We start from the raw sequence: 22,203 nt of genomic DNA, 5'->3' as shown, positions 1-22,203 counted from the left end.
CTGCGCGGCGCACTGCTGGTCGCCGGCACCACGTCCGACGCCGGTAAGAGCGTCCTCGTCGCCGGTCTGTGCCGAATGCTCGCGCGACGCGGAGTCCGGGTGGCGCCGTTCAAGGCGCAGAACATGTCGAACAACTCCGTCGTCACGCTCGACGGCGGGGAGATCGGACGCGCACAGGCGCTGCAGGCGCGGGCCTGCGGGCTCGAACCCAGCGTCCGGTTCAATCCGGTGCTGCTCAAGCCGGGCGGCGACCGGACCTCACAGCTGGTGGTCCGCGGCAAGGCCGTCACCACGGTCGGCGCCCGCGACTACATCACGCACCGGGAGTGGCTGCGCGAGATCGTCGCCGACGAACTCGCTTCGCTGCGAGCCGAATTCGACGTCGTGATCTGTGAGGGTGCCGGCTCGCCCGCCGAGATCAATCTGCGGGCCACGGACCTGGCGAACATGGGGCTCGCACAGGGCGCGCAGCTACCGGTGATCGTGGTGGGCGACATCGACCGCGGGGGAGTGCTGGCGCACCTGTTCGGCACCGTCGCGGTGCTCTCGCCCGAGGACCAGGCGCTGATCGCCGGGTTCGTGGTCAACAAGTTCCGCGGCGACGTGAGCCTGCTCGCGCCCGGCCTCGACCAGCTGACGGCGCTCACCGGGCGTCCGACGCTGGGGGTGATCCCGTTCGCCGAGGGCTTGTGGCTCGATGCCGAGGACTCGCTCGGCGTGGTCGGTGATGCGCCCGTCGGACGCCCCGGTGCGCCGATCGGCGACGAGTGGCTGCGCGTCGCCGCGATCCGGCTGCCGCGCATCTCCAACTCCACCGACGTCGAGGCGCTCGCGTGCGAGCCAGGTGTCTCGGTGCACTGGGTCAGCGAGCCGTCGCGGCTGGCCGACGCAGACCTCGTCGTGGTACCGGGTAGCAAGTCCACCGTCATCGACCTGGAGTGGATGCGGCGCAGCGGAATCGGCGAGGCGTTGATCCGTCGCGCCCAGGCCGGCGGGGCGATCCTCGGCATCTGCGGCGGCTACCAGATGCTCGGCTCGGTGATCGACGACGGCATCGAATCCGGAGTGGGAACCGTGGCGGGCCTCGGCCTGCTGGACCTCGAGATCGAGTTCGCGTTCGACAAGGTGCTCGCGCAGGTCGAGGGCGATGGGGACGGAATCCCGGTGCGCGGCTACGAGATCCACCACGGCCGGGTGCGTCGAAACGGTGACGCCCCGCTGCTGACGGCGGCCGACGGGGCGAAGGAAGGTAGCGTGCGCGGCAGCGTCCGCGGCACCCACTGGCACGGGATCCTCGAGAACGACGAGTACCGGCGCCGATTTCTCGGCGAAGTGGCGGAAACGGCAGGACGGGCGGGCTTCGTCGCGGCGCCGGACACCGACGTCGCGCAGGTCCGGGAGGCGCAGCTGGATCTGCTCGCCGATCTCGTCGAGCAGCATCTCGACGTCGCCGCGCTCGACGCGCTGCTGGGAGGCGGCGTACCGAGCGGGCTGTCCACGATCAGGTCTTTCCTCGTCTGACGTTCGCCGTCTACACGCGTAGGTGTCGAGGTAGGAGCAGCGCCGCGACGACGGCGACGACACTGGCCACCAAAGCGGTCGACGTCGCCCAGATGTACCCTGACGCCGATGGCACGCTCAGCGTGGAGCCGGGAACGGGTGAGACGTTGTGCGCCAGAATCATTCCCACCACGGCGGCTGACGCGGCGAGGCCGATGATGCGCATCAGTGCGTTGAGGCCGTTGGCTTCTCCGGTTTGTTCGACCGGCGTGGCTTCCATGATGAGGGTGGGCAGAGTGGCGTAGGTGATTCCGACGGAGGCGCCGACGAGGCAGGTAATGCCCACCAAATACACCGTCGGGAAGTCCCATTCGACGGCAAGCGCGATCAACATCGCGGACAACGCGGTGAACAACAGGCTGCCGGCAGCGACGAGAGTGCGCCGCGCCCCCAACGATACGACCATCCGTGCCCCTATGTTCGACGACACGAATGCCGCCAGCCCGGAGGGCGCCATGAGCAGCCCTGCGGTCAGCATCGAGGCGCCCGATCCGTGCTGGGTGGACGTCGGCGCCATCAGCATCTGGATCGGGGCCAGTTCCATTCCGTAGAACGCGAAACCCGACATGAGACCGGCGACATTCGCCAGGACGACGACGCGACGCGACGCGATTCGCAGATCGAGGAGCGGATTGGCCCGTCGACGTTCGTAGACCACCCACCCGAGGAAAGTGAGGGCCGACAACCCGAACAGCAACAGGGTGGTCGGCCTCGTCCACCCCCAGTCGAGGCCCTTGCTCAGCGGAAGCAGCAGCAGTACCAGGACTGTGCCGAGGCCAACCGCACCGATCAGGTCGAAGCGGCCGCCCGTGCGGACTCGGCTGGGGGCGACGAGAGCGCAGATGCCGACGAAACAGGCCACCGACCCGGCCGCGGACACCCAGAACAACACACGCCAACCGAAGGCTTGCGCAAGGAAGGCGGCGAACGGAAGACCGAGGGCACCACCGACGGCCATGGAGGAACTCATCATTCCGACCGCGGCGCCGAGACGCGCCGACGGGACGAACTCGCGCATCACGCTGATCCCGACCGAGACGAAAGCGACGCCGAGACCCTGCAGTCCACGTCCTGTGAGGAAGAGGGGAAGGCTGGGCGAGAGTGCGCACACCAACGAGCCCACCGCGACCGAGGCGATGCACAACAGGAGAAGGCGCCGCTTCCCGTACATGTCACCGAGACGGCCCACGATCGGCGTGGCGACCGCTCCGACGGCCATCGTCACCGTCACCGCCCACGATGCGTTCCCCGCCGTCGTGTCGAGCATTCCCGGCAACATCGGGATCAGCGGAACGATGAGGGTGTGGGTCAGGGACATCGCTATCCCCGCCGCGCACAGCACGATTACTCCGATGCGCGCCTTCCGGACGGACTCGCCGCCATCCGCCGGAAATCCTGATTCCTTGTCTGCTGCGTCATGGAGTAACGACTTCGACTCCGGGGTTTCCACTGATCGTTGCATCTGTGCTCTTCCTCGACCCTGTTTCGGCTGGACTCTATGCAGTTCGACCGCGGTGAGCGCAGATTCAACTGCGTCACCGCGCCGATCGGACTGCCGAGAAGGAAGCGCACGTGGTGGTTCGACTGGGTTCTCCCTGATCACAGCGTCCAAGGGGAGCGATGTGTGTCGTTCGATCAGCGTGACATCGTTTTCCCGATCAGCGGGAAGATGGACCTGACATCGGGCTGACCACGATCAGGTCGTAGCTCGTCTGAGAACCGACCAGGTCGCAGCGATCGCCGCGACGGCGGCGGCCAGCGGCACCCCGACGAACACCAGCCAGCGGGGTGCGTCGACGAACCACGAACCGATGGCCGGCCACCAGCGTGCCCACGTCACGACGACTGCGGTGAGACCCAAGAGCCCGATCGTCCCGATTCCCGCGATGAGGAATCCGGGGGTCCGCCAGCGCTGGTACACCGCACCGAGCAACATCGCGATCGCGGTGGTGAGCAGCAGGCTCGCGAAGAGGGTGACGGATTGGAGTACAGCGGAATCAGTCACGTAGCGAAGGACGCCGAACATGCGCATATCGACGCCCCACCCGCCGGTGGCGGCTTCGATCACGGACAGCGCCTGAAGCACCGTTGCGAAGGCGATCGACTGGAGGACCGCGACCACGGTGGTGGCGGCGAAGAACTGGCGCCGCGTCACACTCAGTCCGAGCGCGAACGGATACGTCTGGGTCATCGCCTGCGTGTAGAAGGCGACGACGAAGCCGTACAGCGCCAGCACCGCGCCGGTGCCGTGGATCTCACCCTCGGAGTCGATCAGCGCGAAGATCGTCAGATTGATGGCGAAGGTGACGGCGAGGATCGCGGCGGGTGCGACCAACAGCAGTGGCCATGACACGGCGTGGAGACGGCAGACCGCCATGAGCCGCTGGAGGCCCACAGGGGAGCGGCGCTGGGGAGCCGCGGTGGGGGAGACGATGGCGACGGTCATGAGTGGTTCTCCTTGCCTGCGTCGGTGCGGCCGTCGAGGGCATCACGAATCGTGATCTGCTGCAGGGATATCGGTGACAGTTCGATGTCTGATCGCGCTACATCGGCGCGGTCCGACGGGGAGAGCTTCCCCTGCACAGTCGCGCGCGAGAAGCCGCCGAGGTTCTCGCGATGCAGAACCGTCCTGCCCGCTGTGAAGGCGTCGACCGCCGCGGTCCGTCCGCTGGCGAGCACGTATCGGCTGCGGAGGTCGTCGGTATCGGCGTCGATGGAGACGCGGCCGTCGTCGATCACAATGACGTGTTCGAGGAGGTCGGCGACCTCGTCGATGAGGTGGGTGGACAGCACGATCGTTCGCGGGTGGGCCGCGTAGTCGGCGAGGAGTCGGTCGTAGAACAGCTGGCGAGCGACCGCGTCGAGGCCCAGATACGGCTCGTCGAACAGCGTCAACGGTGCGCGGGACGCGAGCCCGATGACGACGCCGAGCGCGGACGTCATGCCTCGCGAGAGCTTCTTGACTCGGCGGCACTCGGGAAGTTGGAAGTCGTCCATGAGTCGGCTGGCGAACTCGTTGTCCCACCGGGGCAGCAAGAGTTCGGCCGCCGACAGGACGTGCTTGACCTTCAAATCGTCCGGATACTTCTGGCTCTCCTTGATGAAGCACAGGTTCTGCAGAACGTGCGCGTTCTCGAACGGCGTGCCGCCGAACATGTGCGCCTCGCCGCTGCTCGGAAGTTCCTGGCCCGTGAGGATCTTCATCAGCGTGGTCTTGCCTGCGCCGTTCCGGCCGAGGAGGCCGTAGATCGTCCCTGCTCTCAGATCGAACGAGACGTCGTCGAGAGCGGTGACGTCGCCGTACCGCTTCCCGATGGCACGTACCGAAACGATTGTGTCCCGGTCGATGTCCGTGATGGTCATGGACGTTCCTCCCATTGGTCCAGCATGGATTTGAGTTCGGCGATGCTCATTCCGAGCTTGTCGGCCTCGCGCACGAGCGGTGCCAGGTACTGATCCGCGAACTGTGTGCGCCTGCGAGCTGCGAGGGTGTCACGCGCGCCGGCGCTGACGAACATTCCGATTCCTCTTCTCTTGTAGAGGATTCCGTCGGCGACCAATTGATTCAGCCCCTTCGCTGCGGTCGCCGGGTTGATCCGGTGGAAGGCCGCCAGTTCGTTCGTCGACGGCGCCTGCGACTCCTCCGGAAGTGAACCGTCGATGATCGCGTTCTCGACGAGCCCCGCGATCTGCTGGAAAAGGGGCTTGCCCTCCTCGTTCAGCACCATGCCCCGCCGCCGGCCTGGCTACCTGGTTCATTACTCATGTAATGAACCATAGAAGTGTTGTCGAAGCTCCGTCAACCCGTCGATCGCGGCGTGTGCTGTTTCCGCTGTTCGCCCCGCGATGCGTGTTCGACGCGCCTAAGCTGCGGAGCGACGTCAGTAGCCACGACAGGCCCGATGGTGAGGAAGTGTCGACGTGCGCAGAAGCTTCTGTACCGGAATGAGTGCGCGCCTTGCCGGTGGATCGCTCGTCGTAGCGCTGGCGCTCACGGGATGCTCGTCGGACGAGTCCGACACCGGAAGCGCGACGTCGTCTGCGCCGACCACGGCTAGCGCGGCGTCGTCGACAGTGGCGCTCCAGAAGATCGACCTCGCAACGCTGGACGGGATCGTCAAGAGTGTCGCCGAGAATCTGCAGATTCCGGGTGCCGTGGCGATCCTCAAGACCCCCGACGGTGACCTGACGGTCAAGTACGGGACAGGCGCTCGGGGACAGGACAATTCGGTCGATCCCGCCGAGCACGTCCGGATCGGGTCCAATACCAAGACCATGACCGGCACCGTGATCCTGCAGCTGGTGCAGGAGGGCAAGATCAAGCTCGACGATCCGGTGTCGAAGTTCCGCCCGGACGTCCCGAACGGCGACAACATCACCATCGAGCAGCTGCTCGACATGCGCAGCGGACTGTTCAACTACACCGAGACCGCCGAACTCAACCAGACGCTGGACGACGACCCGCAGAAGCAGTGGAAGCCCGAGGACCTGCTGGAGCTCGGTTTCGCGAACCCCCCGTACTTCCCGCCGGGGCAGGGCTATCACTACTCGAACACCAACATCGTGTTGCTGGGACTCATCGCGGAGAGCCTCGACGGCAAGCCGTTGCCGCAGATCTTCCAGTCCAGGCTCTTCGGTCCGCTCGGGCTGACCGGCACGTCGTTCCCCGATACCGCCGACAACACGATCCCTGCGCCCTACTCGCACGGCTACGTGTTCGGAACCAACATGGACACGTTGACCGATCCGGCGCTACCCGAGCAGATCCAGGCCGCCGCCGAGGACGGATCGCTGCAGCCCAATGACGTCACGAACGTGAACCCGTCGTGGGCGTGGGCGGCCGGCGCGGGCATCTCCACCGCGAACGATCTCGTCACGTGGGTGCAGGCTCTCGTCGGCGGCAAGCTGCTGGGCGCCGATCTGCAGGCGCAACGCCTCGCCAGCGTGCAGCCCACGAGCCCCGACAGTGGTTCGGCCGAATACGGTTGGGGCATAGCGAAGATGGGACCGATGTTCGGCCACACCGGCGAGCTGCCCGGGTACAACTCGTTCATGGGCCACGATCCCGTGAACAAGGTGACGCTGGTGGTCTGGGCCAACCTCGCCCCGGCCGCGAACGGTCAGGACCCGGCGACCACCATGGCGAAGGAGATCATCGGCAAGGTGTATCCCGGATAGGTGTCCGATTTCGTGACGTCGATCGCGTACCGTTTTCGTTCATGGAGTCGACGAACGTTGCCGTGGGAAGTGGGACCGTGACGGTCCGTATCGGGGGACCGGAGAGTCGGCACACGGTACTGCTGTTGCCCGACGCCGGCGCCCCCGCCGACGTGTTCGACGCCGTCTGTGCCCGCCTGCACGACTCGGATCTGCGGACCGTGGTGCCCGAGACCGTCGACGGGCTCGACGAGCCGTCGGTGATCGCGATGCTCGACGAGCTCAAACTGCCCTGGGTCAACCTGGTGGGTGCCGGTGCCGGGGCGGAACTCGCCTGGCAGCTCGCGGCCAAGACCTTCGGGCGCTTCGCGAGTCTCATCGTCGCCGACCGCGGGCACCCGGCCGTTCCCGGCGTGGACGGCGCAGTGGTCGACGCAACGTGCCCCGCCGTCGAGCTGCCGACCACCGTCGTCGTCGGCACGTCGCTCGGACGCCCGTCCGCCGACGCGAGCGGCCGCTACGCCTACTCGGAGTTCCGGATCGTCCAGCTCGACGGCGTCGACGACATCCCCGCGAAGGCCGCCGCGGAGCTGGCGACGGAGATCGTCCTGCGCACCGGCTCGTGGTAGGCGCGTCCGCGACTACTTCGGCTCCGGGGCGAGCGGTCCGGTGAGCGGTCCCTAGACTCTCCCGGTGCACGACACCCTCTCCACTCCGGCCGACGCCACATCCGTCCGCGCCGCACTGCGTTCTCCTCGCCGACTGACCACGGAGGCGCTCGCCGGTCTCGTGACCGCGCTCGCGCTCATCCCCGAGGTGATCTCGTTCGCGGTCATCGCGGGTGTCGACCCCCGAGTAGCGCTGTACACCTCGTGCATCATGGCGATGACGATCGCGTTCGTCGGCGGACGGCCGGCGATGGTGTCGGCGGCGGCGGGGGCGACCGCGCTGGTGGTGGCGCCGCTCGTCGCCTCGCACGGCCTCGACTATCTGATCGCCGCGGTGTGGCTGGCCGGTGGGCTGCAGATCCTCTTCGCCGTCGGCGGCCTGGCGCGGCTCGTCCGCTTCATTCCGCGTTCGGTGATGATCGGGTTCGTCAACGCGCTCGCGATCCTCATCTTCAGTGCCCAGCTGCGGCACCTGTTCGACGTCCCGTGGCTCGTGTACCCGCTCGTGGCCGCCGGGCTCGTGATGATCGTGTTCGTGCCCAAGCTGACCACGGCGGTGCCCGCGCCGCTCATCGCGATCGTCGCGCTGACCGGCGTGGTCGCACTGTTCGGGATCGACGTCCCCGACGTCGGCGACCAGGGTGAGCTCCCCGCCGGTCTGCCCACCTGGATGATCCCGGACGTCCCCCTGACGTGGGAGACGCTGACGATCGTCGCGCCGTTCGCCCTGGGGCTCGCCCTGGTCGGGCTGCTCGAATCACTGCTCACCGCGAAGCTCGTCGACGACATCACCGATACCCCGTCCGACAAGACCCGGGAGGCCTGGGGGCAGGGCATCGCCAACGCAGCGGGCGCCCTGTTCGGAGGCATGGGCGGGTGCGCGATGATCGGCCAGACCATGATCAACGTGAAGGAGGGGCGGGCCCGCACCCGCATCTCCACGTTCCTCGCGGGCGCCTTCCTGCTGCTCATGTGTGTGACGATCGGCGACGTCGTCGGCGCGATCCCGATGGCGGCACTGGTCGCGGTGATGCTGGTGATCGCGGTGACAACCTTCGACTGGCACAGCATCGCGCCGCGGACGCTGCGGCTCATGCCGCGCAGCGAAACCCTCGTCATGGTGGTCACCGTCGTGGGCACGCTGGCGACGCACAATCTTGCCGTCGGCGTCATCCTCGGTGTGCTGACCGCGATGGTCGCGTTCGCGCGGCGCGTCGCGCATCTGACGCGGATCGAGGTCGCCGACGGTGTCCCTGCGGGGGTCGCGGAGCGGACCTACCGCGTCTCGGGTGAGTTGTTCTGGGCGTCGAGCAACGACCTGGTGCACCGGTTCGACTACGGGGGTGACCCCGATTCGGTGGTGATCGACCTGACCGGTGCCGAGGTGTGGGACGCGTCCACCGTCGCGACGCTCGACGCGGTGCAGGCCAAGTACGCGGCCCGGGGCAAAAGTGTGCACATCGTGGGCCTCGACGGGGCTAGTCTGCACCGGCTCGAGAGTCTGTCCGGGCGCCTCGGCTGAAGGGTGATCCGACCGCTCGTCTCACGGATGTCGCCGTTCGTCGCCGTGCGTATACGTTCGATTTGAAGTCGGTGCGTCGATCGCGTTAGCCTCCTCGCAGCGGCGTGCCGGTTCGGCTGCCGACCATGATCTCGTCCGGGAAGGACTCCGATGCGCGGCCCTGCAGCAACTGTCGCCTCCATGCTCATGCGTGGCGGCTGTTGTCGCATGTGCGAGCGCTGAGACGAGAAATCCTGCGCGACGGCACCTTTCGTACCGTCTCGCCTTCCCGCGCATTGTCCTCCCATCGGGCACCCACTCGTCGCAGCGCTGAACGAACGCAGGTGCCCGTGGGGAAAGGACCAGTTCCATGACCGCACAGTCGCTCCCGATCATCGATCTGGAGAATCTCGACATCGACGCACTGCGCGAGGTCACGCACGAGATCGGCTTCTTCTACCTCACCGGTCACGGCATCGACCAGCGGCTCACCGACGATCTGGTCGCCGCGGCCCGTGCGTTCTTCGCACTGCCCGAGGCCGACAAGCTCGAGATCGAGAACAGCAACTCGCCGCACTTCCGTGGCTACACCCGTGTCGGCGGCGAACGCACCCAGGGGTACATCGACTGGCGCGAGCAGCTCGACATCGGACCGGAGCGCGCTGCCGTCGACCCGATCGACGAGGCCCGCCCGTGGGATGTGCTGCACGGGCCGAACCTGTGGCCGACCGCAGTCCCGCGCCTGCGCGAGTTGGCGCTCGAATGGTCGGGTCAGGCCCAGGTCGCGGGGCTGCGCCTCATCCGCGGCTGGGCGCAGTCCCTCGGTGCGCCGGCCGACTTCTTCGACACCGCGTTCGCCGATCCGGACCCGCTGCTGAAGATCGCGCGCTATCCCGGCCACGACGGTTCGGTCACCGACCAGGGCGTGGGTAGCCACAAGGACGTCGGCGCCCTGACGCTGCTCTACCCGGAACCCGACAGCTCCGGTTTCCAGGTGGAAACAGTGGATCGGGGAGGCGAGACCGCCTGGCTCGACGTCGCGCCGCTGCCGGGGCATCTGCTGGTGAACATCGGCGAGCTGCTCGAAGTTGCCACCGGCGGCTACCTCAAGGCGACGGTGCACCGGGTGCTCCCGCCCCCCGCCGGGCGGGATCGGGTCTCGCTGCCCTTCTTCCTCAACCCCGGCTACGACCAGGCACTGCCCACCGTGCCGCTCCCGCCCGAACTCGCGGCCGAGGCGGCGGGCGTCGGCCCCGACCAGCACGGCGGCACCCTGCACGCCCGCTACGGGCTCAACGCCCTCAAATCGCGCCTGCGCGCACACCCCAACGTCACCGAGCGGTACCACCGCGACCTGCTCGACCTGCCCGCCCTGCGCGGCTGACCATCTCCACAAGCACCGGAAGGTTCCTCTCAATGTTCTTGCGCCGCACAGCTGTTCTCTCCGCTGCCGCCCTGCTCACGGCCGGCCTGGCCGCCTGCTCGTCGGGCAGCGACGGTGAGACCCTGGTGATCTCCGCCTCCAGCACTCCGCACGTCGAGATCCTCGAGCACATCGCCGATTCCGGCGCCCTCGGTGACGTCAAGCTCGACATCAAGCCGGTGACCGGCGAGATCGACCCCAACGAGCTGCTCGTCGCCGGCGACGTCCAGGCCAACTACTTCCAGCACGCCCCGTACCTCGCCGACTGGCAGAAGCAGAAGGGCGTGAGCGACCTCGTGTCGGTCGCCGACGTCCACCTCGAGCCGATGGGCCTGTACTCGGAGAAGATAACCGCCGTCGACCAGCTCGCCGACGGTTCCACGATCGCGCTGCCCAAGGACACCACCAACTACGCGCGCGGCCTCTACCTGCTCGAGTCGGCCGGGCTGATCCAGATGGACAAGCCCTTCGCCGACGCCGATCTGTCGATCGTCACGCAGGCGAACATCAAGGCCAACCCCAAGAACCTGAAGTTCGTCGAGATCGAGCGGTCGCAGCTCGCCCGCAACCTCGGCGACCCGCAGATCACCGCCGCGGTCATCAACTCCAACTACGCGATCGAGGCCGGCCTGGTGCCGTCCGAGGACGCGCTGCTGTCGGAGAAGGTCGAGAACAATCCGTTCGCGAACCTGCTCGTCGTCCGGGCCGCCGACGAGAACGATCCGGGTGTGCAGGCACTCGCCGAGGCGCTCGAGTCCCCGGCGACCGCCACCTGGATCCAGGAGAACTACTCCGGCTCCGTCGTCCCGGTTCACCCGGCCGGCTGATGATCACCGTCGAGAATCTGGTCAAGACCTTCCCCGCGGCCGGCGGCGCGGGGGAGGTCGCGGCCCTGCGCGGCATCGACCTCGAGATCGCCGAAGGCGAGGTCTTCGGGATCGTCGGGCCGTCGGGCGCCGGCAAGTCGACGCTCCTGCGGTGCCTGAACCTGCTCGAGCAGCCCACCAGCGGCCGCATCGTGCTCCGCGGCGACGACCTGTCGCAGCTGTCGGGCGCCGGACTGCGCCAGGCGCGCCGGCGCATCGGCACCGTGTTCCAGCAGTTCAACCTGCTGCATTCGCGGACCGTCCGGGCCAACGTCGAGTTCCCGCTCGAACTCGCCGGAATGGACCGCAAGCAGCGTCGCGCCCGCGCCGACGAGCTGATCGAGCTCGTCGGACTCGGCGGCAAGGAGAAGGCGTTCCCGTCGCAGCTGTCCGGCGGACAGCAGCAGCGCGTCGGCATCGCCCGCGCCCTCGCGTCGAACCCCGACGTGCTGCTGTGCGACGAGGCGACCAGCGCGCTCGACCCCGACACGACCGACCAGGTCCTCGACCTCCTGGCCGAACTCAACCGCTCGATCGGCGTCACCGTCATCCTGATCACCCACGAGCTCGGTGTGCTGCGCCGCATCTGCACGTCGGCGGCCCGGCTCGAGGACGGCCGCATCGCCGAGACCGGACGGATCCTCGACCTGGTCGGCACGCCCGGCTCCGTGCTGGGATCGGCGATCGTCCCGGTCGGCGACGACCCGTCCGCGGGAGACGGCGCCGACACCGCGCTCGTCACCACGATCGGCGACGAGGCGCACGGACCGTGGCTCGCGCAGCTCGTCCGCAAACTCGACGTCGACATCTCCGTGGTCGGCGGCAGCGTCGAACAGGTCGCCGGCGTCACCGTCGGACGACTGCGGCTGCGGTTCGGTCCCGACGTGAACCGGGCCGAGGTCGACGCGTTCGTGGCCGCCCAACCCGGCACCAGCCTCTCCTGGGGCGGCGAGCAGGAAGCGGCCCACGCACTGGTGCAGGGAGTAACCGCATGAACAAGTTGTCTTGGCAGGACTCGCTCCCCGAGGTGTGGGAGGCGACGCAGGAGACTCTCTACATGGTGGGAATCTCTTTCGTGCTCACCGTGATCGGCGGCGTGCTTCTCGGCGTGATCCTGCACGTGACCTCGCCCAGCGGATTGTGGCCCCAGCGTGCCGTCAACGCGGTGCTCGGCGCCGTCGTCAACGTGTTCCGCTCGTTGCCCTTCCTCATCCTGATGATCGCGCTGATCGGCACGACCCGGATGATCGTCGGCACCGCGATCGGCCCGACGGCGGCGATCGTCCCGCTGACGATCGGTGCCATCCCGTTCTATGCCCGCGTCGTCGAGTCGGCGCTGCGCGAGGTGCCCGTCGGCCGCGTCGAGGCGGCGCAGGCGATGGGCGCGAGCAACGGCCAGATCGTGCGCAAAGTGCTCTTGCCGGAATCGGTTTCGGCCCTGATCGCCGGCGCGACGCTCACCGTCGTGCTGCTGGTCGGGTACTCCGCGATGGCCGGCGTCATCGGCGGCGGCGGGCTGGGCGACTTCGCGATCGTCTACGGCTACCAGCGGTTCAACACGCCGGTGCTGCTCGTCGCGGTCGTCGTGCTCATCGTCCTCGTGCAGATCCTCCAGTCCATCGGCGACGGCGCCGTCCGGGCGCTGAGGCACCGCAAGTAGCCGCTCATCCTGATCGTGAAGGATTCCTCTCGCCTGGCGATGGAAATCCTGCAGAATCGGCTGTTCGGTGTGTCGGGATCGGTCGGGGGCTGCACCCTCGTAGCGTCGACGCCTTCGGTCGGGGGAGGGAGGGGGGGAAGTGGACATGCTGAACGCGATTCGGGCGGGATGGATCCTGCTGGCGTGGATCTGTGCAGGGTTGGCGGTCGTCGCCGCGACCAGTTCGATGATGCAGATCACCGCGTGTGAACTGGGATATCCGGACGACGGGATCATGCCGGGCGAGGAATGCGAAGAGTCGGTGGCGCGGACGTACGGGCCACCGATCGTCGCAGTGCTGGCGATCCCGGCACTGCTCTGTCTGCTGCCCGCGGCGTTCCCGGAGCGTTTACTCGCGGGACTGGTCTCAGGGACGCTGGCCGTGGGCGCGTTCGGGACGCTTTTCGCATCCGCACCGCTGAGCGTGTTCGGCTACTTCGTTCCCGCTGCGGTACTGGCAGTGGGCTTGGCGTTGTGGCACGCCTGGCTGCCCGACACTCGCGTTTCCCTCAGCTGAACTCGAAGGGGTTGAGCGAGTCGAGGGAGTCGCTGGATCCGTCGCATCCGCCACCGGACGCGAGCGCAGCGGCGACCGCCGGAACGGCCGCCGCTGTGGAAGCGAGGATCGCGGCGCGGCCTCAGATATCCAGACCGAGCAGGGCGTTCTCGACGACCTCGGGCAGCGCCGGGTGGATCCAGTACTGGCCGGTGGCCATGTCCTGCGCCGACAGCCCGAAGCTCATGGCCTGGATCAGCGGCTGGATCACCGTGGGGGCCTGTGCGCCGATGACGTGCGCGCCGAGAAGTCGTCCGGTGCCGCGTTCGGCGATCACCTTGCAGAAGCCCTCGTCGTCCTCCATGGCCCAGCCGTACGCGACGTCGCAGTAGTTCTGCATCTTGACGGTGATGTCGAGGCCGGCCTCACGGGCCTGCTCCTCGGTCATCCCGACGTCGGCGATCTGCGGGTCGGTGAACACCGCGGCGGGCACGAAACGGTGGTCGGTGCGACGCAGGTGTGCTGTGGACTTCCAGGCGTCGTGCAGCAGATTGTGCTGGACCACCCGCATCTCGTGGTTGGCCACATGCTTGAGCTGGTAGGGGGAGGAGACGTCGCCGAGCGCGAACACCCCCTCCGCGGTGGTGCGCTGGTACTCGTCGACGATCACCCGGCCCGATTCGTCGACCGCGACGCCGCCCAGCGCGGCGTCGAGGCGGTCACCGTTGGGGACGCGGCCCACCGCGACGAGCAGTTCGTCACCGGCGACGACGGTGCCGTCCGACAGTTCGATCTCGACACCTTTGCCCGCCGTTCGGGCCGCGACCATGGGGTTCCCCAGATGCACGTCCCATTTGCGCTGTGCCAGTTCGGTGAACCACGTGGAGACGTCCCGGTCGAGGTGTCGCAGGAGCCGCTCGCTGCGCCCGATGATCGACACCTGCACGCCCAGCGCGGAGAAGACGTGCGCGAATTCTGCTGCGATGAAGCCGGATCCGAGGATCACCAGGCGTTCGGGCAGCTCCGGCAGACGCATGATGTCGTCGTTGGTGTGGTAACGGACCCCGCTCTCGAGGATCTCGTTCGGGATCGTCGGCCGCGACCCCGCGGCGATCACGACCTGGTCGGCGGTGACGACCTCGCCGGTTCCGGTGTCGATGGTGCGCGGCCCGACGAACCGGGCGTGCCCGCGGAACACCGTCACGTTCTCGCAGTCCTCGGTGCGATAACGCTCGCCGCCGGCGGAGATCGGATCGATCCGACCGAACACCCGCTTGACGATGTCCGACCAGCGGACATCGTCGAGCGTCGCGTCGATGCCGAGCTTGGACGACTGGGTGATCGTGCGCGCTACTTCCGCGGCATAGACGTACATCTTGGTGGGGATGCAGCCGACGTTCAGGCACGTGCCGCCGAAGGTGCTCTCCTCGAAGATCGCGACCTTCTTGCCGTCATACCGCTCGTCGAGGATCGAATTGCCGGATCCCGTGCCGATGATCGCGATGTCGAAGTGGTTCACGCAGAAGCTCCCGTTTCTCGGTCGGCGGTGAGGTGGTGTGCGTCGAGCCAGGCCAACCACAGGTCGACCTCGTGGAACGCGTCCGCGAGTGGTTTCTCGGTGGACAGGAAGACGTCGTGGCGGGCGCCGTCGATCGGGACGATGGTGATGCGATCCCCGAGGCAGCCCGCCCACTTGGCGATCTGCTCGACGTCGAGAACGGCGTCGGCGGCGTCGACGGTGGGGTTGTAGCGCGACGCGAAGACCGTCCGCTTCGACCGCAGGATCAGCGACGGCACCCCGATGTCGAGGCCCTGGTGCAGTTGCGCGTGGCCGCGGCGGATCGCGCGGAGCCAGCCGAACCGCACCGGGAAGCCCATGAGCGGCTTCCAGTCGAGGTTGTATTCCCACGCACCGTTCGACCCGACGTGCAGGCTCGAGCCGTACGTGTCGAGCTTCTGCCCGGGAATCGGGGTCTTGCTCGACACCCGGCCGAGCGCGTCGATCGCCGCCGATGTGCCGGCGGTGCGCAGCAGGGCGGGTCCCTGCAGGTCGAACCACGGGCTGTTGAGGATGAGACCGGCCACACCGGCACCCGCCGATCCGCCCGGCTTCCGCTCGAGGCGGTCGAGCCACAGCGGCAGGATCAGACCGCCGGTCGAATGCGCGACGAGGAGGACCTGGCCGCCGCCGACCTGCTCCCGGACCAGTCGCAGTGCCTCGTTCAGTTCCTCGTCGTACAGCTTCAGGTCCGTCACGAAGTGCGGGGTCTGGCCCGCACGCCGGGAGCGGCCGCATTTGCGCAGGTCGAGGGCGAAGAAGGAGTAACCCTGCTCGGCGAAATGCTCGGCGACGTGCTGCTGGAAGAAGTAGTCGGTGAACCCGTGGACGTAGAGCACCGCGCGGTTCCCCGTCATGTCCCCGGGCTGGTAGCGGACGAGCGTGGCCTCGACGTCGCCCTCCCCATCCGGGTCGGGACCCAAAGGGATCGTCAGCTGCTGGTAGCCGTCGCCGAGGACGTCGGGAGCCCAAGTAGTCACGATCACACTCTATTGGGCGAACGAAGTCGTTTGCGAGGGGCACAATTGGGGAAGGTGACGCACAGGTAACCTAAGCGCCACAGGCGCGCGAAAAGCGGTCTGTCCACGCGATGTCTCCGAGCGGGCGATGCGTGCGAACCAGGTCGCGTGTGAACAGACAAGGAAGTCGATTCTCCAGTGTCAGAGCAGAACGTAGTGGCGAAGACCGATGTAGTGCTCGTGGGTGCGGGCATCATGAGCGCAACGCTCGGCGCGATCCTGCGTCAGCTGCAGCCTGACTGGTCGATCACCACCTTCGAGCGACTCGACGCCGCCGCGGCCGAGAGCAGCGACCCGTGGAACAACGCGGGCACCGGCCACTCGGCTCTCTGCGAGCTCAACTACACCCCGGCCAAGGGCGACGGCGTCGACATCAGCAAGGCCGTCAACGTCAACGAGCAGTTCCAGGTCTCCCGGCAGTTCTGGGCATACGCGGTCGACAACGGGATCCTCACCGATCCCAAGGAGTTCATCAACCCGATCCCGCACGTCAGCTTCGTGCACGGCGCGGACAACGTGAAGTACCTGCGTGCGCGCTACGACGCGCTGGCCGGCCACCCGCTGTTCGCCGGCATGGAGTACTCGGAGTCGGAGGACTTCTTCGCCGAGCGCCTGCCGCTCATGGCCAAGGGCCGCGACTACTCCGACCCGGTCGCCCTCAACTGGACCGAGTCCGGCACCGACGTCGACTTCGGTGCACTCACCAAGCAGCTCCTCGGCTACGTCGGCAAGTCCGGCGGCCAGGTGTTCTTCGGCCACGAGGTCCGCAACCTCACCAAGCAGTCGGACGGCAGCTGGCTCGTCAAGGTCGAGAACCTGCGCACCGGCGCCAAGAAGACCGTGAACGCCAAGTTCGTGTTCGTCGGCGCCGGCGGCGGTGCCCTGCACCTGCTGCAGAAGTCGGGCATCCAGGAGGCGAAGGGCTTCGGCGGCTTCCCCGTGAGCGGCCAGTTCCTGCGCTGTACCAACCCCGAGCTCATCGCACAGCACCGCGCCAAGGTCTACGGCAAGGCCGCCGTCGGTGCGCCCCCGATGTCGGTGCCGCACCTCGACACCCGTGTCATCAACGGCCGGCAGGGGCTCCTCTTCGGCCCGTACGCTGGCTGGTCGCCCAAGTTCCTCAAGAACGGCAAGGTCACGGACCTGCCCGGCTCGGTCAAGCCCAACAACCTGATGTCGATGCTGGGCGTCGGTGTCACGGAGCTGGGCCTGACCAAGTACCTCATCGGCGAGCTCATGCAGTCGCCCGCCGACCGCATCGGCACGCTGCGTGAGTTCGTGCCGCGCGCGACGGGCGGCGACTGGGAGCTCATCACCGCCGGCCAGCGCGTGCAGGTCATCCGCAAGAAGGGCAACGGCGGCGTGCTCGAGTTCGGCACCGCCGTCGTCAACGCCGAGGACGGCACCATCGCCGGTCTGCTCGGAGCGTCCCCGGGTGCCTCCACCGCGGTGCCCGCGATGCTCGACGTCCTGCAGCGTTGCTTCCCGCGCGAGTTCCAGGCGTGGACCCCGAAGCTGCAGCAGATGGTTCCGTCGCTGGGCCTCAAGCTCTCGGACAACCCGGACCTGTTCCAGCAGGTGTGGGACTGGAGCACCCGCTCGCTCGAGCTCGGTGACGTCCCCGCCCGGGTGCCCGCGCACGCGGCCCCCGAGGTCGAGTCCGCCACCGTCTGACATACCCCACCCGCCGCGGCCCGGAGTCCGAACTCCGGGCCGCGGCGGCGTGCTGTCGGGCCGTCGGCCTCGGCACGGTAGGGTGCTGCAACAGAGAAACGTCTGTGGGGAAGTCCTGTGAGAACCAGGCGCGGTCCCGCCACTGTGAGGGCGCACGAGGTGCGCCCGAAGCCAGAATGCCGCAACGTTTCGCACGGCCAAGCTCTCGGCGAGGAAACCGAGAAGTGAAGGGATTCGATCGTTGCGTCACAGTCACGAACCTGCCGGTTTTCCGTTCAGCGCCATCGTCGGACAGGACCGTCTGCGCCTGGCGCTCGTCCTGTGCGCAGTCCACCCCGGTATCGGCGGTGTGCTGGTGCGGGGCGAGAAGGGCACCGCCAAGTCCACCGTCGTGCGTGCGCTCACCGCGCTGCTGCCCGAGGTGGGGGAGGGCCGCCGGGCCCGGCTCGTGGAACTGCCGGTCGGGGCGACCGAGGACCGCGTCGTCGGGTCGATCGACCTCGAGAAGGTGCTGCGCGACGGGGAGCGCGCCTTTCAGCCCGGCCTGCTCGCCGACGCGCACCAGGGCGTGCTGTACGTCGACGAGGTGAACCTCCTGCACGACCACCTGGTGGACGTGCTGCTCGACGCCGCCGCGATGGGCCGTGTCCACGTCGAACGCGACGGCGTCTCGCACTCCCACCCCGCACGATTCGTCCTGGTCGGCACGATGAACCCCGAGGAGGGCGAGCTGCGCCCGCAGCTGCTCGACCGGTTCGGCCTGGCCGTCGACGTCGCTGCCTCCCGCGATGTGGACGTGCGTATGCAGGTGGTCCGTCGTCGTCTCGACTACGAGCGCGATCCCGACGGGTTCGCTGCCCGCTACGCCGGGCAGGACGCCGAGCTGGCGCGCCGGATCGCCGACGCTCGCGCCGCCGTCGACGGTGTCGAACTGTCCGACACCGAACTGCGCCGCATAGCGTCGGTGTGCGCGGCGTTCGACGTCGAGGGCATGCGCGCCGATCTGGTGCTTGCGCGCACCGCGACCGCGCACGCCGCGTGGCGTGGAGCCGACGCCGTCACCGAGGAGGACGTGCGGATCGCGGCGGAACTGACTCTGCCGCACCGGCGTCGACGCGACCCGTTCGACGAGCCCGGTCTCGACCCGCAGCAGCTCGACGACGCGATGGACCAGGCCGACGCCGACGCCCGTGCGCAGGACGAGCCCGACCCCGATCCCGACGGGCCCGGTAGCGGCGAGTCGTCGGCCGAAGCGGACGCTCCCGCGGCGAATTCGAAAAGTGAATCGAATGAACAGGATTCGCCCGCACCGGCAGGCGGACCGGGATCTGAGCGAAAGGCCGGCGCCCCCGGCCCGCAGTTCCGCGCGCGACTGCTCGAGATCCCCGGACTCGGTGACGGCGCCCCCGGTCGACGTTCCCGGTCCCGCTCGACCCGCGGCCGCACCGTGCGGTCGTCGACCGAGCCGGGCACCGGCCTGCACCTGGTGGGCACGCTGTTCGCCGCCGCCGAGCACCAGACCGCACGGGGACGCGTCGGTGGCCCGATGCGGTTGGCGCCCGGCGACATTCGCGGAGCCGTCCGCGAGGGTCGTGAGGGCAACCTGGTGGTGTTCGTCGTGGACGCGTCCGGTTCGATGGCCGCCCGGGACCGGCTGTCCGCGGTGACCGGTGCCGTCGTCTCACTGCTGCGCGACGCCTATCAACGCCGAGACAAGGTCGCGGTGATCACCGCCCGCGGCAAGGACGCCGAACTGGTGCTGCCGCCGACGTCGTCGGTGGACGTCGCGGTCCGGCGCCTGCGGGCGATGAGGACCGGTGGGCGCACTCCGCTCGCGGCGGGCTTCCTGAAGGCGCGCGACGTGGTCGTGCGCGAGCGGGTCCGTGATCCGCGTCGCCGTGCCCTCGTCGTCGCCCTCACGGACGGCCGCGCCACCGGCGCGAAGGACGCTGTCGCGCGGGCACGGCAGGCCGCCGGGATGCTGGCGGACACGCGGGCCGCGTCGATCGTCGTCGACTGCGAGACCGGCATGGTGCGGCTCGGCCTGGCGGCCGACCTCGCACGCGACCTGCGCGGCGGCTACGTCCGGCTCGCGGAACTGTCGGCGCAGCAGGTCGCCGGCGTCGTCCGTGCGGTCGCCTGATTCCGCCGACTGAAAAGACCAGCCCGAGAAAGGGACTGCACATGCCTCAGGGCGTACCCGAGAACGTGCCCGCCGACGGGCTCACCACCCGCCAGCGCCGGAACCAGCCGGTCCTCGCCGTCCACACCGGCCCCGGCAAGGGGAAGTCGACGGCCGCGTTCGGAATGGCGCTGCGCGCCTGGAACCAGGGCTTCGACGTCGGCGTCTTCCAATTCGTCAAGAGCGCGAAATGGAAGGTCGGCGAGGAGGCCGCATTCCGGGCGCTCGGCGAACTGCACACGACCGGCGGCGTCGGGGGCGCGGTGGAGTGGCACAAGATGGGCGAGGGCTGGTCCTGGACCCGCAAGCACGGCACCGAGGAGGACCACGCGGCCGCCGCGGCCGAGGGCTGGCAGGAGATCGCGCGCCGCCTGGCAGCCGAGACGCACCGGTTCTACGTCCTCGACGAGTTCACGTACCCGCTCAAGTGGGGCTGGGTCGACACCGAGGAAGTTGTCGAGGTCTTGAGGACGCGCCCCGGCAACCAGCACGTCGTCATCACCGGCCGGGATGCACCGCAGGCCTTGATCGACGCCGCCGATCTGGTGACCGAGATGACGAAGATCAAGCACCCGATGGACGCGGGCCGCAAGGGGCAGCGCGGAATCGAATGGTAGCGATTGTGATCCGCCCGAGCACTCCGGCCGTCGTGATCGCGGCACCCGCATCGGGCAGCGGCAAGACGACCGTCGCGACGGGACTGGTCGGCGCGCTCCGTGCTGCCGGTGACCGCGTCGCACCGTTCAAGGTCGGGCCCGACTACATCGACCCGGGCTATCACGCGCTCGCCGCAGGGCGACCGGGCCGCAACCTCGACACCGTGCTCGTCGGCGCCGACCGGATCGGTCCGCTGTTCCGGCACGGCAGCGACGACTGCGATATCGCGGTGGTCGAGGGCGTCATGGGGCTGTTCGACGGCAAGATCGACCCGAGTTCGTCGGAGCCGTCGGCGGAGGGGTCCACCGCACAGGTCGCCGCGGCCCTCGGAGCGCCCGTCGTGCTCGTGGTCGACGCCCGCGGCCACAGCCAGAGCCTCGCCGCTGTCCTGCACGGCTTCTCGACCTACGATGCCGCCGTGCGCATCGGCGGCGTGATCCTCAACCGGGTCGGTAGTGCCCGGCACGAGCAGGTGCTGCGGCAGGCATGCGAGCGGGTGGGGCTGCCGGTGCTCGGCGCAGTGCCGCGGCTGGCCGAACTCGAGGTCCCGTCCCGCCATCTGGGTCTGGTGCCGGCCGTCGAGCACGGCCGCGCCGCACTCGACGCCGTCGCCGCGATGACCGAGCTCGCGGCCGCGCACCTGGACCTGACCGCGATCCGGGCGCTCGCCCGCTCGTCCGTCGACGTCCGCGCCTGGGACCCGGCCGGCGAGGTCGGGCCGGTTCCCGACGGTCCGCGTCCGGTGATCGCGCTCGCCGGGGGTGTCGCGTTCACATTCGGGTACGCCGAGCACCGCGAACTGCTCGATGCCGCGGGCGCCGACGTCGTGACGTTCGACCCGCTGCACGACGAACTGCCCACCGGCACCGCCGGTCTGGTGCTTCCGGGCGGGTTCCCCGAAGAGCACGCGGTGGCACTGTCGTCGAATGCGGCTCTGCTGCAGCAGGTTCGGCAGTTCGCCGCCGACGGAGCTCCCATCCACGCCGAATGCGCGGGCCTGCTGTATCTCACCCGCAGCCTCGACGGTCACGCGATGGCCGGTGTGATCGACGTCGACGCCCGCTTCGGTTCGCGGCTGACCCTCGGTTACCGCGAGGCCGTGGCGGTGACAGGTTCGGTGCTCTTCGACGCCGGAACCCGCGTCACCGGGCACGAATTCCACCGCACCACGCTCGAGGTCGGATCCGCCGACGGCTTCGATCCGGCCTGGGGGTGGCGGGCGTGGGACGCCGGGGCCACCCGCGAAGGCTTCGCGGCCGGTGCGGTGCACGCGTCGTACCTGCACACCCACCCCGCCGGGAACCCGGACGCGATCCGTCGCTTCGTGGAGGCCGCGCGTGGGTGATCTGTGCGTGGGTGTGGGCGCGGGCAGCCGGGTGGGCGCCGCGGACATCGTCGGCGCCGTCGCCGAGGTGTGCGGCGCGGAGCCGGTACGCGTGCTCGCCACGCTGGACCGGAAGACGGCGCAGCCGCCGTTCCTCGACGCGGCCGAGGTGCTCGGCGCCGCGCTGGTCGGCTACTCCGCCGAACGGCTTGCAGCGGTGCCCGTGCCGAACTCCGCCGCGACCGTGGACGACGCCGTGGGGACGCCGAGCGTCGCCGAGGCGGCGGCCATCCTCGCCGCCGACGGCGGCCCGCTGATTGTGACGAAGCACGTGACGAATGGCGTGACCGTCGCGGTCGCCCGTAGTGTTTCGTGATCTGTCGAGATGACAACCGAACGATTCTGGAGAACGGGGAGAC

20 protein-coding genes are annotated in these 22,203 nt (G+C 68.6%); 14 read left to right on the top strand and 6 right to left on the bottom strand.

Features of this window, described 5'->3' with window-relative positions; all coding sequences use genetic code 11:
• On the top strand, positions 1–1,521 hold the full coding sequence (locus ABEU20_RS23715; protein ID WP_420166923.1) for a cobyric acid synthase: 1,521 nt from the start codon (positions 1–3) through the stop codon (positions 1,519–1,521).
• Between the two features lie 10 nt (positions 1,522–1,531).
• Here ABEU20_RS23715 and ABEU20_RS23710 read toward each other — a convergent pair whose 3' ends face one another.
• From ABEU20_RS23710 to ABEU20_RS23695, 4 genes are all read right to left on the bottom strand, one after another.
• Positions 1,532–2,902: an MFS transporter gene (locus ABEU20_RS23710; RefSeq protein ID WP_420166922.1), complete on the bottom strand. Its 1,371-nt coding sequence runs from the start codon at positions 2,900–2,902 to the stop codon at positions 1,532–1,534.
• 354 nt (positions 2,903–3,256) lie between these two features.
• The gene (locus ABEU20_RS23705) at positions 3,257–4,006 is read right to left on the bottom strand and encodes an ABC transporter permease (protein WP_420166837.1); all 750 of its coding nucleotides are present in this window, start codon (positions 4,004–4,006) and stop codon (positions 3,257–3,259) included.
• A complete protein-coding gene (locus tag ABEU20_RS23700; RefSeq protein WP_420166836.1) occupies positions 4,003–4,923 on the bottom strand; it encodes an ABC transporter ATP-binding protein in 921 nt (306 codons plus the stop codon). Before ABEU20_RS23700 ends, ABEU20_RS23705 begins: the two co-directional genes overlap by 4 nt.
• Complete coding sequence (locus tag ABEU20_RS23695) at positions 4,920–5,288, bottom strand: GntR family transcriptional regulator (RefSeq protein WP_420166835.1); 369 nt, start codon at positions 5,286–5,288, stop codon at positions 4,920–4,922. The genes ABEU20_RS23700 and ABEU20_RS23695 overlap by 4 nt, the downstream gene beginning before the upstream one ends.
• A 217-nt stretch (positions 5,289–5,505) precedes the next feature.
• Between ABEU20_RS23695 and ABEU20_RS23690 the strand changes: the two genes are divergently transcribed.
• From ABEU20_RS23690 to ABEU20_RS23655, 8 genes are all read left to right on the top strand, one after another.
• The gene (locus ABEU20_RS23690; protein ID WP_420166834.1) at positions 5,506–6,738 is read left to right on the top strand and encodes a serine hydrolase domain-containing protein; all 1,233 of its coding nucleotides are present in this window, start codon (positions 5,506–5,508) and stop codon (positions 6,736–6,738) included.
• A 41-nt stretch (positions 6,739–6,779) separates the two neighbouring features.
• A complete protein-coding gene (locus ABEU20_RS23685) occupies positions 6,780–7,346 on the top strand; it encodes an alpha/beta fold hydrolase (RefSeq protein ID WP_420166833.1) in 567 nt (188 codons plus the stop codon).
• A gap of 64 nt (positions 7,347–7,410) precedes the next feature.
• On the top strand, positions 7,411–8,907 hold the full coding sequence (locus ABEU20_RS23680) for a SulP family inorganic anion transporter (RefSeq protein WP_420166832.1): 1,497 nt from the start codon (positions 7,411–7,413) through the stop codon (positions 8,905–8,907).
• Between the two features lie 349 nt (positions 8,908–9,256).
• Positions 9,257–10,270: an isopenicillin N synthase family dioxygenase gene (locus tag ABEU20_RS23675; protein WP_420166831.1), complete on the top strand. Its 1,014-nt coding sequence runs from the start codon at positions 9,257–9,259 to the stop codon at positions 10,268–10,270.
• A gap of 32 nt (positions 10,271–10,302) precedes the next feature.
• Positions 10,303–11,136 carry a MetQ/NlpA family ABC transporter substrate-binding protein gene (locus ABEU20_RS23670; protein ID WP_420166830.1) on the top strand — a complete coding sequence of 278 codons (834 nt, stop codon included), beginning with the start codon at positions 10,303–10,305 and terminating at the stop codon, positions 11,134–11,136.
• Complete coding sequence (locus tag ABEU20_RS23665; protein WP_420166829.1) at positions 11,136–12,170, top strand: methionine ABC transporter ATP-binding protein; 1,035 nt, start codon at positions 11,136–11,138, stop codon at positions 12,168–12,170. The genes ABEU20_RS23670 and ABEU20_RS23665 overlap by 1 nt, the downstream gene beginning before the upstream one ends.
• The gene (locus ABEU20_RS23660) at positions 12,167–12,835 is read left to right on the top strand and encodes a methionine ABC transporter permease (RefSeq protein WP_420166828.1); all 669 of its coding nucleotides are present in this window, start codon (positions 12,167–12,169) and stop codon (positions 12,833–12,835) included. Before ABEU20_RS23665 ends, ABEU20_RS23660 begins: the two co-directional genes overlap by 4 nt.
• Positions 12,836–12,980: 145 nt before the next feature.
• Positions 12,981–13,391 carry a hypothetical protein gene (locus ABEU20_RS23655; protein ID WP_420166827.1) on the top strand — a complete coding sequence of 137 codons (411 nt, stop codon included), beginning with the start codon at positions 12,981–12,983 and terminating at the stop codon, positions 13,389–13,391.
• A gap of 121 nt (positions 13,392–13,512) precedes the next feature.
• Here ABEU20_RS23655 and mtr read toward each other — a convergent pair whose 3' ends face one another.
• Both mtr and ABEU20_RS23645 read right to left on the bottom strand, forming a co-directional pair.
• Complete coding sequence (gene mtr / locus ABEU20_RS23650) at positions 13,513–14,889, bottom strand: mycothione reductase (RefSeq protein ID WP_420166826.1); 1,377 nt, start codon at positions 14,887–14,889, stop codon at positions 13,513–13,515.
• Positions 14,886–15,908 carry an alpha/beta hydrolase gene (locus ABEU20_RS23645; RefSeq protein ID WP_420166825.1) on the bottom strand — a complete coding sequence of 341 codons (1,023 nt, stop codon included), beginning with the start codon at positions 15,906–15,908 and terminating at the stop codon, positions 14,886–14,888. Before ABEU20_RS23645 ends, mtr begins: the two co-directional genes overlap by 4 nt.
• 177 nt (positions 15,909–16,085) lie before the next feature.
• Between ABEU20_RS23645 and mqo the strand changes: the two genes are divergently transcribed.
• From mqo to ABEU20_RS23620, 5 genes are all read left to right on the top strand, one after another.
• Complete coding sequence (mqo, locus tag ABEU20_RS23640) at positions 16,086–17,621, top strand: malate dehydrogenase (quinone) (RefSeq protein ID WP_420166824.1); 1,536 nt, start codon at positions 16,086–16,088, stop codon at positions 17,619–17,621.
• Between the two features lie 241 nt (positions 17,622–17,862).
• The gene (locus ABEU20_RS23635; protein WP_420166823.1) at positions 17,863–19,764 is read left to right on the top strand and encodes a VWA domain-containing protein; all 1,902 of its coding nucleotides are present in this window, start codon (positions 17,863–17,865) and stop codon (positions 19,762–19,764) included.
• 41 nt (positions 19,765–19,805) lie between these two features.
• Positions 19,806–20,420, top strand: coding sequence for a cob(I)yrinic acid a,c-diamide adenosyltransferase (gene cobO, locus ABEU20_RS23630; RefSeq protein ID WP_420166822.1), 615 nt, complete (start codon positions 19,806–19,808; stop codon positions 20,418–20,420).
• Positions 20,414–21,805: a cobyrinate a,c-diamide synthase gene (locus ABEU20_RS23625; protein ID WP_420166821.1), complete on the top strand. Its 1,392-nt coding sequence runs from the start codon at positions 20,414–20,416 to the stop codon at positions 21,803–21,805. Before cobO ends, ABEU20_RS23625 begins: the two co-directional genes overlap by 7 nt.
• Positions 21,798–22,160, top strand: coding sequence for a cobalamin biosynthesis protein (locus ABEU20_RS23620; protein ID WP_420166820.1), 363 nt, complete (start codon positions 21,798–21,800; stop codon positions 22,158–22,160). Before ABEU20_RS23625 ends, ABEU20_RS23620 begins: the two co-directional genes overlap by 8 nt.
• Positions 22,161–22,203: the final 43 nt, after the last annotated feature.

This window comes from Rhodococcus parequi, from assembly GCF_046042785.1.
Taxonomy (GTDB): Bacteria; Actinomycetota; Actinomycetes; order Mycobacteriales; family Mycobacteriaceae; genus Prescottella; species Prescottella parequi.
Note: the sequence above shows the minus strand (reverse complement) of the source record. Positions and strands in the feature narration are given on the sequence as shown.

Coding starts and splice junctions, on each gene's coding strand:
- ABEU20_RS23705 (WP_420166837.1), bottom strand. CDS start 4,006: ATGACCGTCGCCATCGTCTCCCCCACCGCGGCTCCCCAGCGCCGCTCC.
- ABEU20_RS23700 (WP_420166836.1), bottom strand. CDS start 4,923: ATGACCATCACGGACATCGACCGGGACACAATCGTTTCGGTACGTGCC.
- ABEU20_RS23695 (WP_420166835.1), bottom strand. CDS start 5,288: ATGGTGCTGAACGAGGAGGGCAAGCCCCTTTTCCAGCAGATCGCGGGG.
- ABEU20_RS23690 (WP_420166834.1), top strand. CDS start 5,506: ATGAGTGCGCGCCTTGCCGGTGGATCGCTCGTCGTAGCGCTGGCGCTC.
- ABEU20_RS23685 (WP_420166833.1), top strand. CDS start 6,780: ATGGAGTCGACGAACGTTGCCGTGGGAAGTGGGACCGTGACGGTCCGT.
- ABEU20_RS23675 (WP_420166831.1), top strand. CDS start 9,257: ATGACCGCACAGTCGCTCCCGATCATCGATCTGGAGAATCTCGACATC.
- ABEU20_RS23670 (WP_420166830.1), top strand. CDS start 10,303: ATGTTCTTGCGCCGCACAGCTGTTCTCTCCGCTGCCGCCCTGCTCACG.
- ABEU20_RS23665 (WP_420166829.1), top strand. CDS start 11,136: ATGATCACCGTCGAGAATCTGGTCAAGACCTTCCCCGCGGCCGGCGGC.
- ABEU20_RS23660 (WP_420166828.1), top strand. CDS start 12,167: ATGAACAAGTTGTCTTGGCAGGACTCGCTCCCCGAGGTGTGGGAGGCG.
- ABEU20_RS23655 (WP_420166827.1), top strand. CDS start 12,981: ATGCTGAACGCGATTCGGGCGGGATGGATCCTGCTGGCGTGGATCTGT.
- cobO (WP_420166822.1), top strand. CDS start 19,806: ATGCCTCAGGGCGTACCCGAGAACGTGCCCGCCGACGGGCTCACCACC.
- ABEU20_RS23625 (WP_420166821.1), top strand. CDS start 20,414: ATGGTAGCGATTGTGATCCGCCCGAGCACTCCGGCCGTCGTGATCGCG.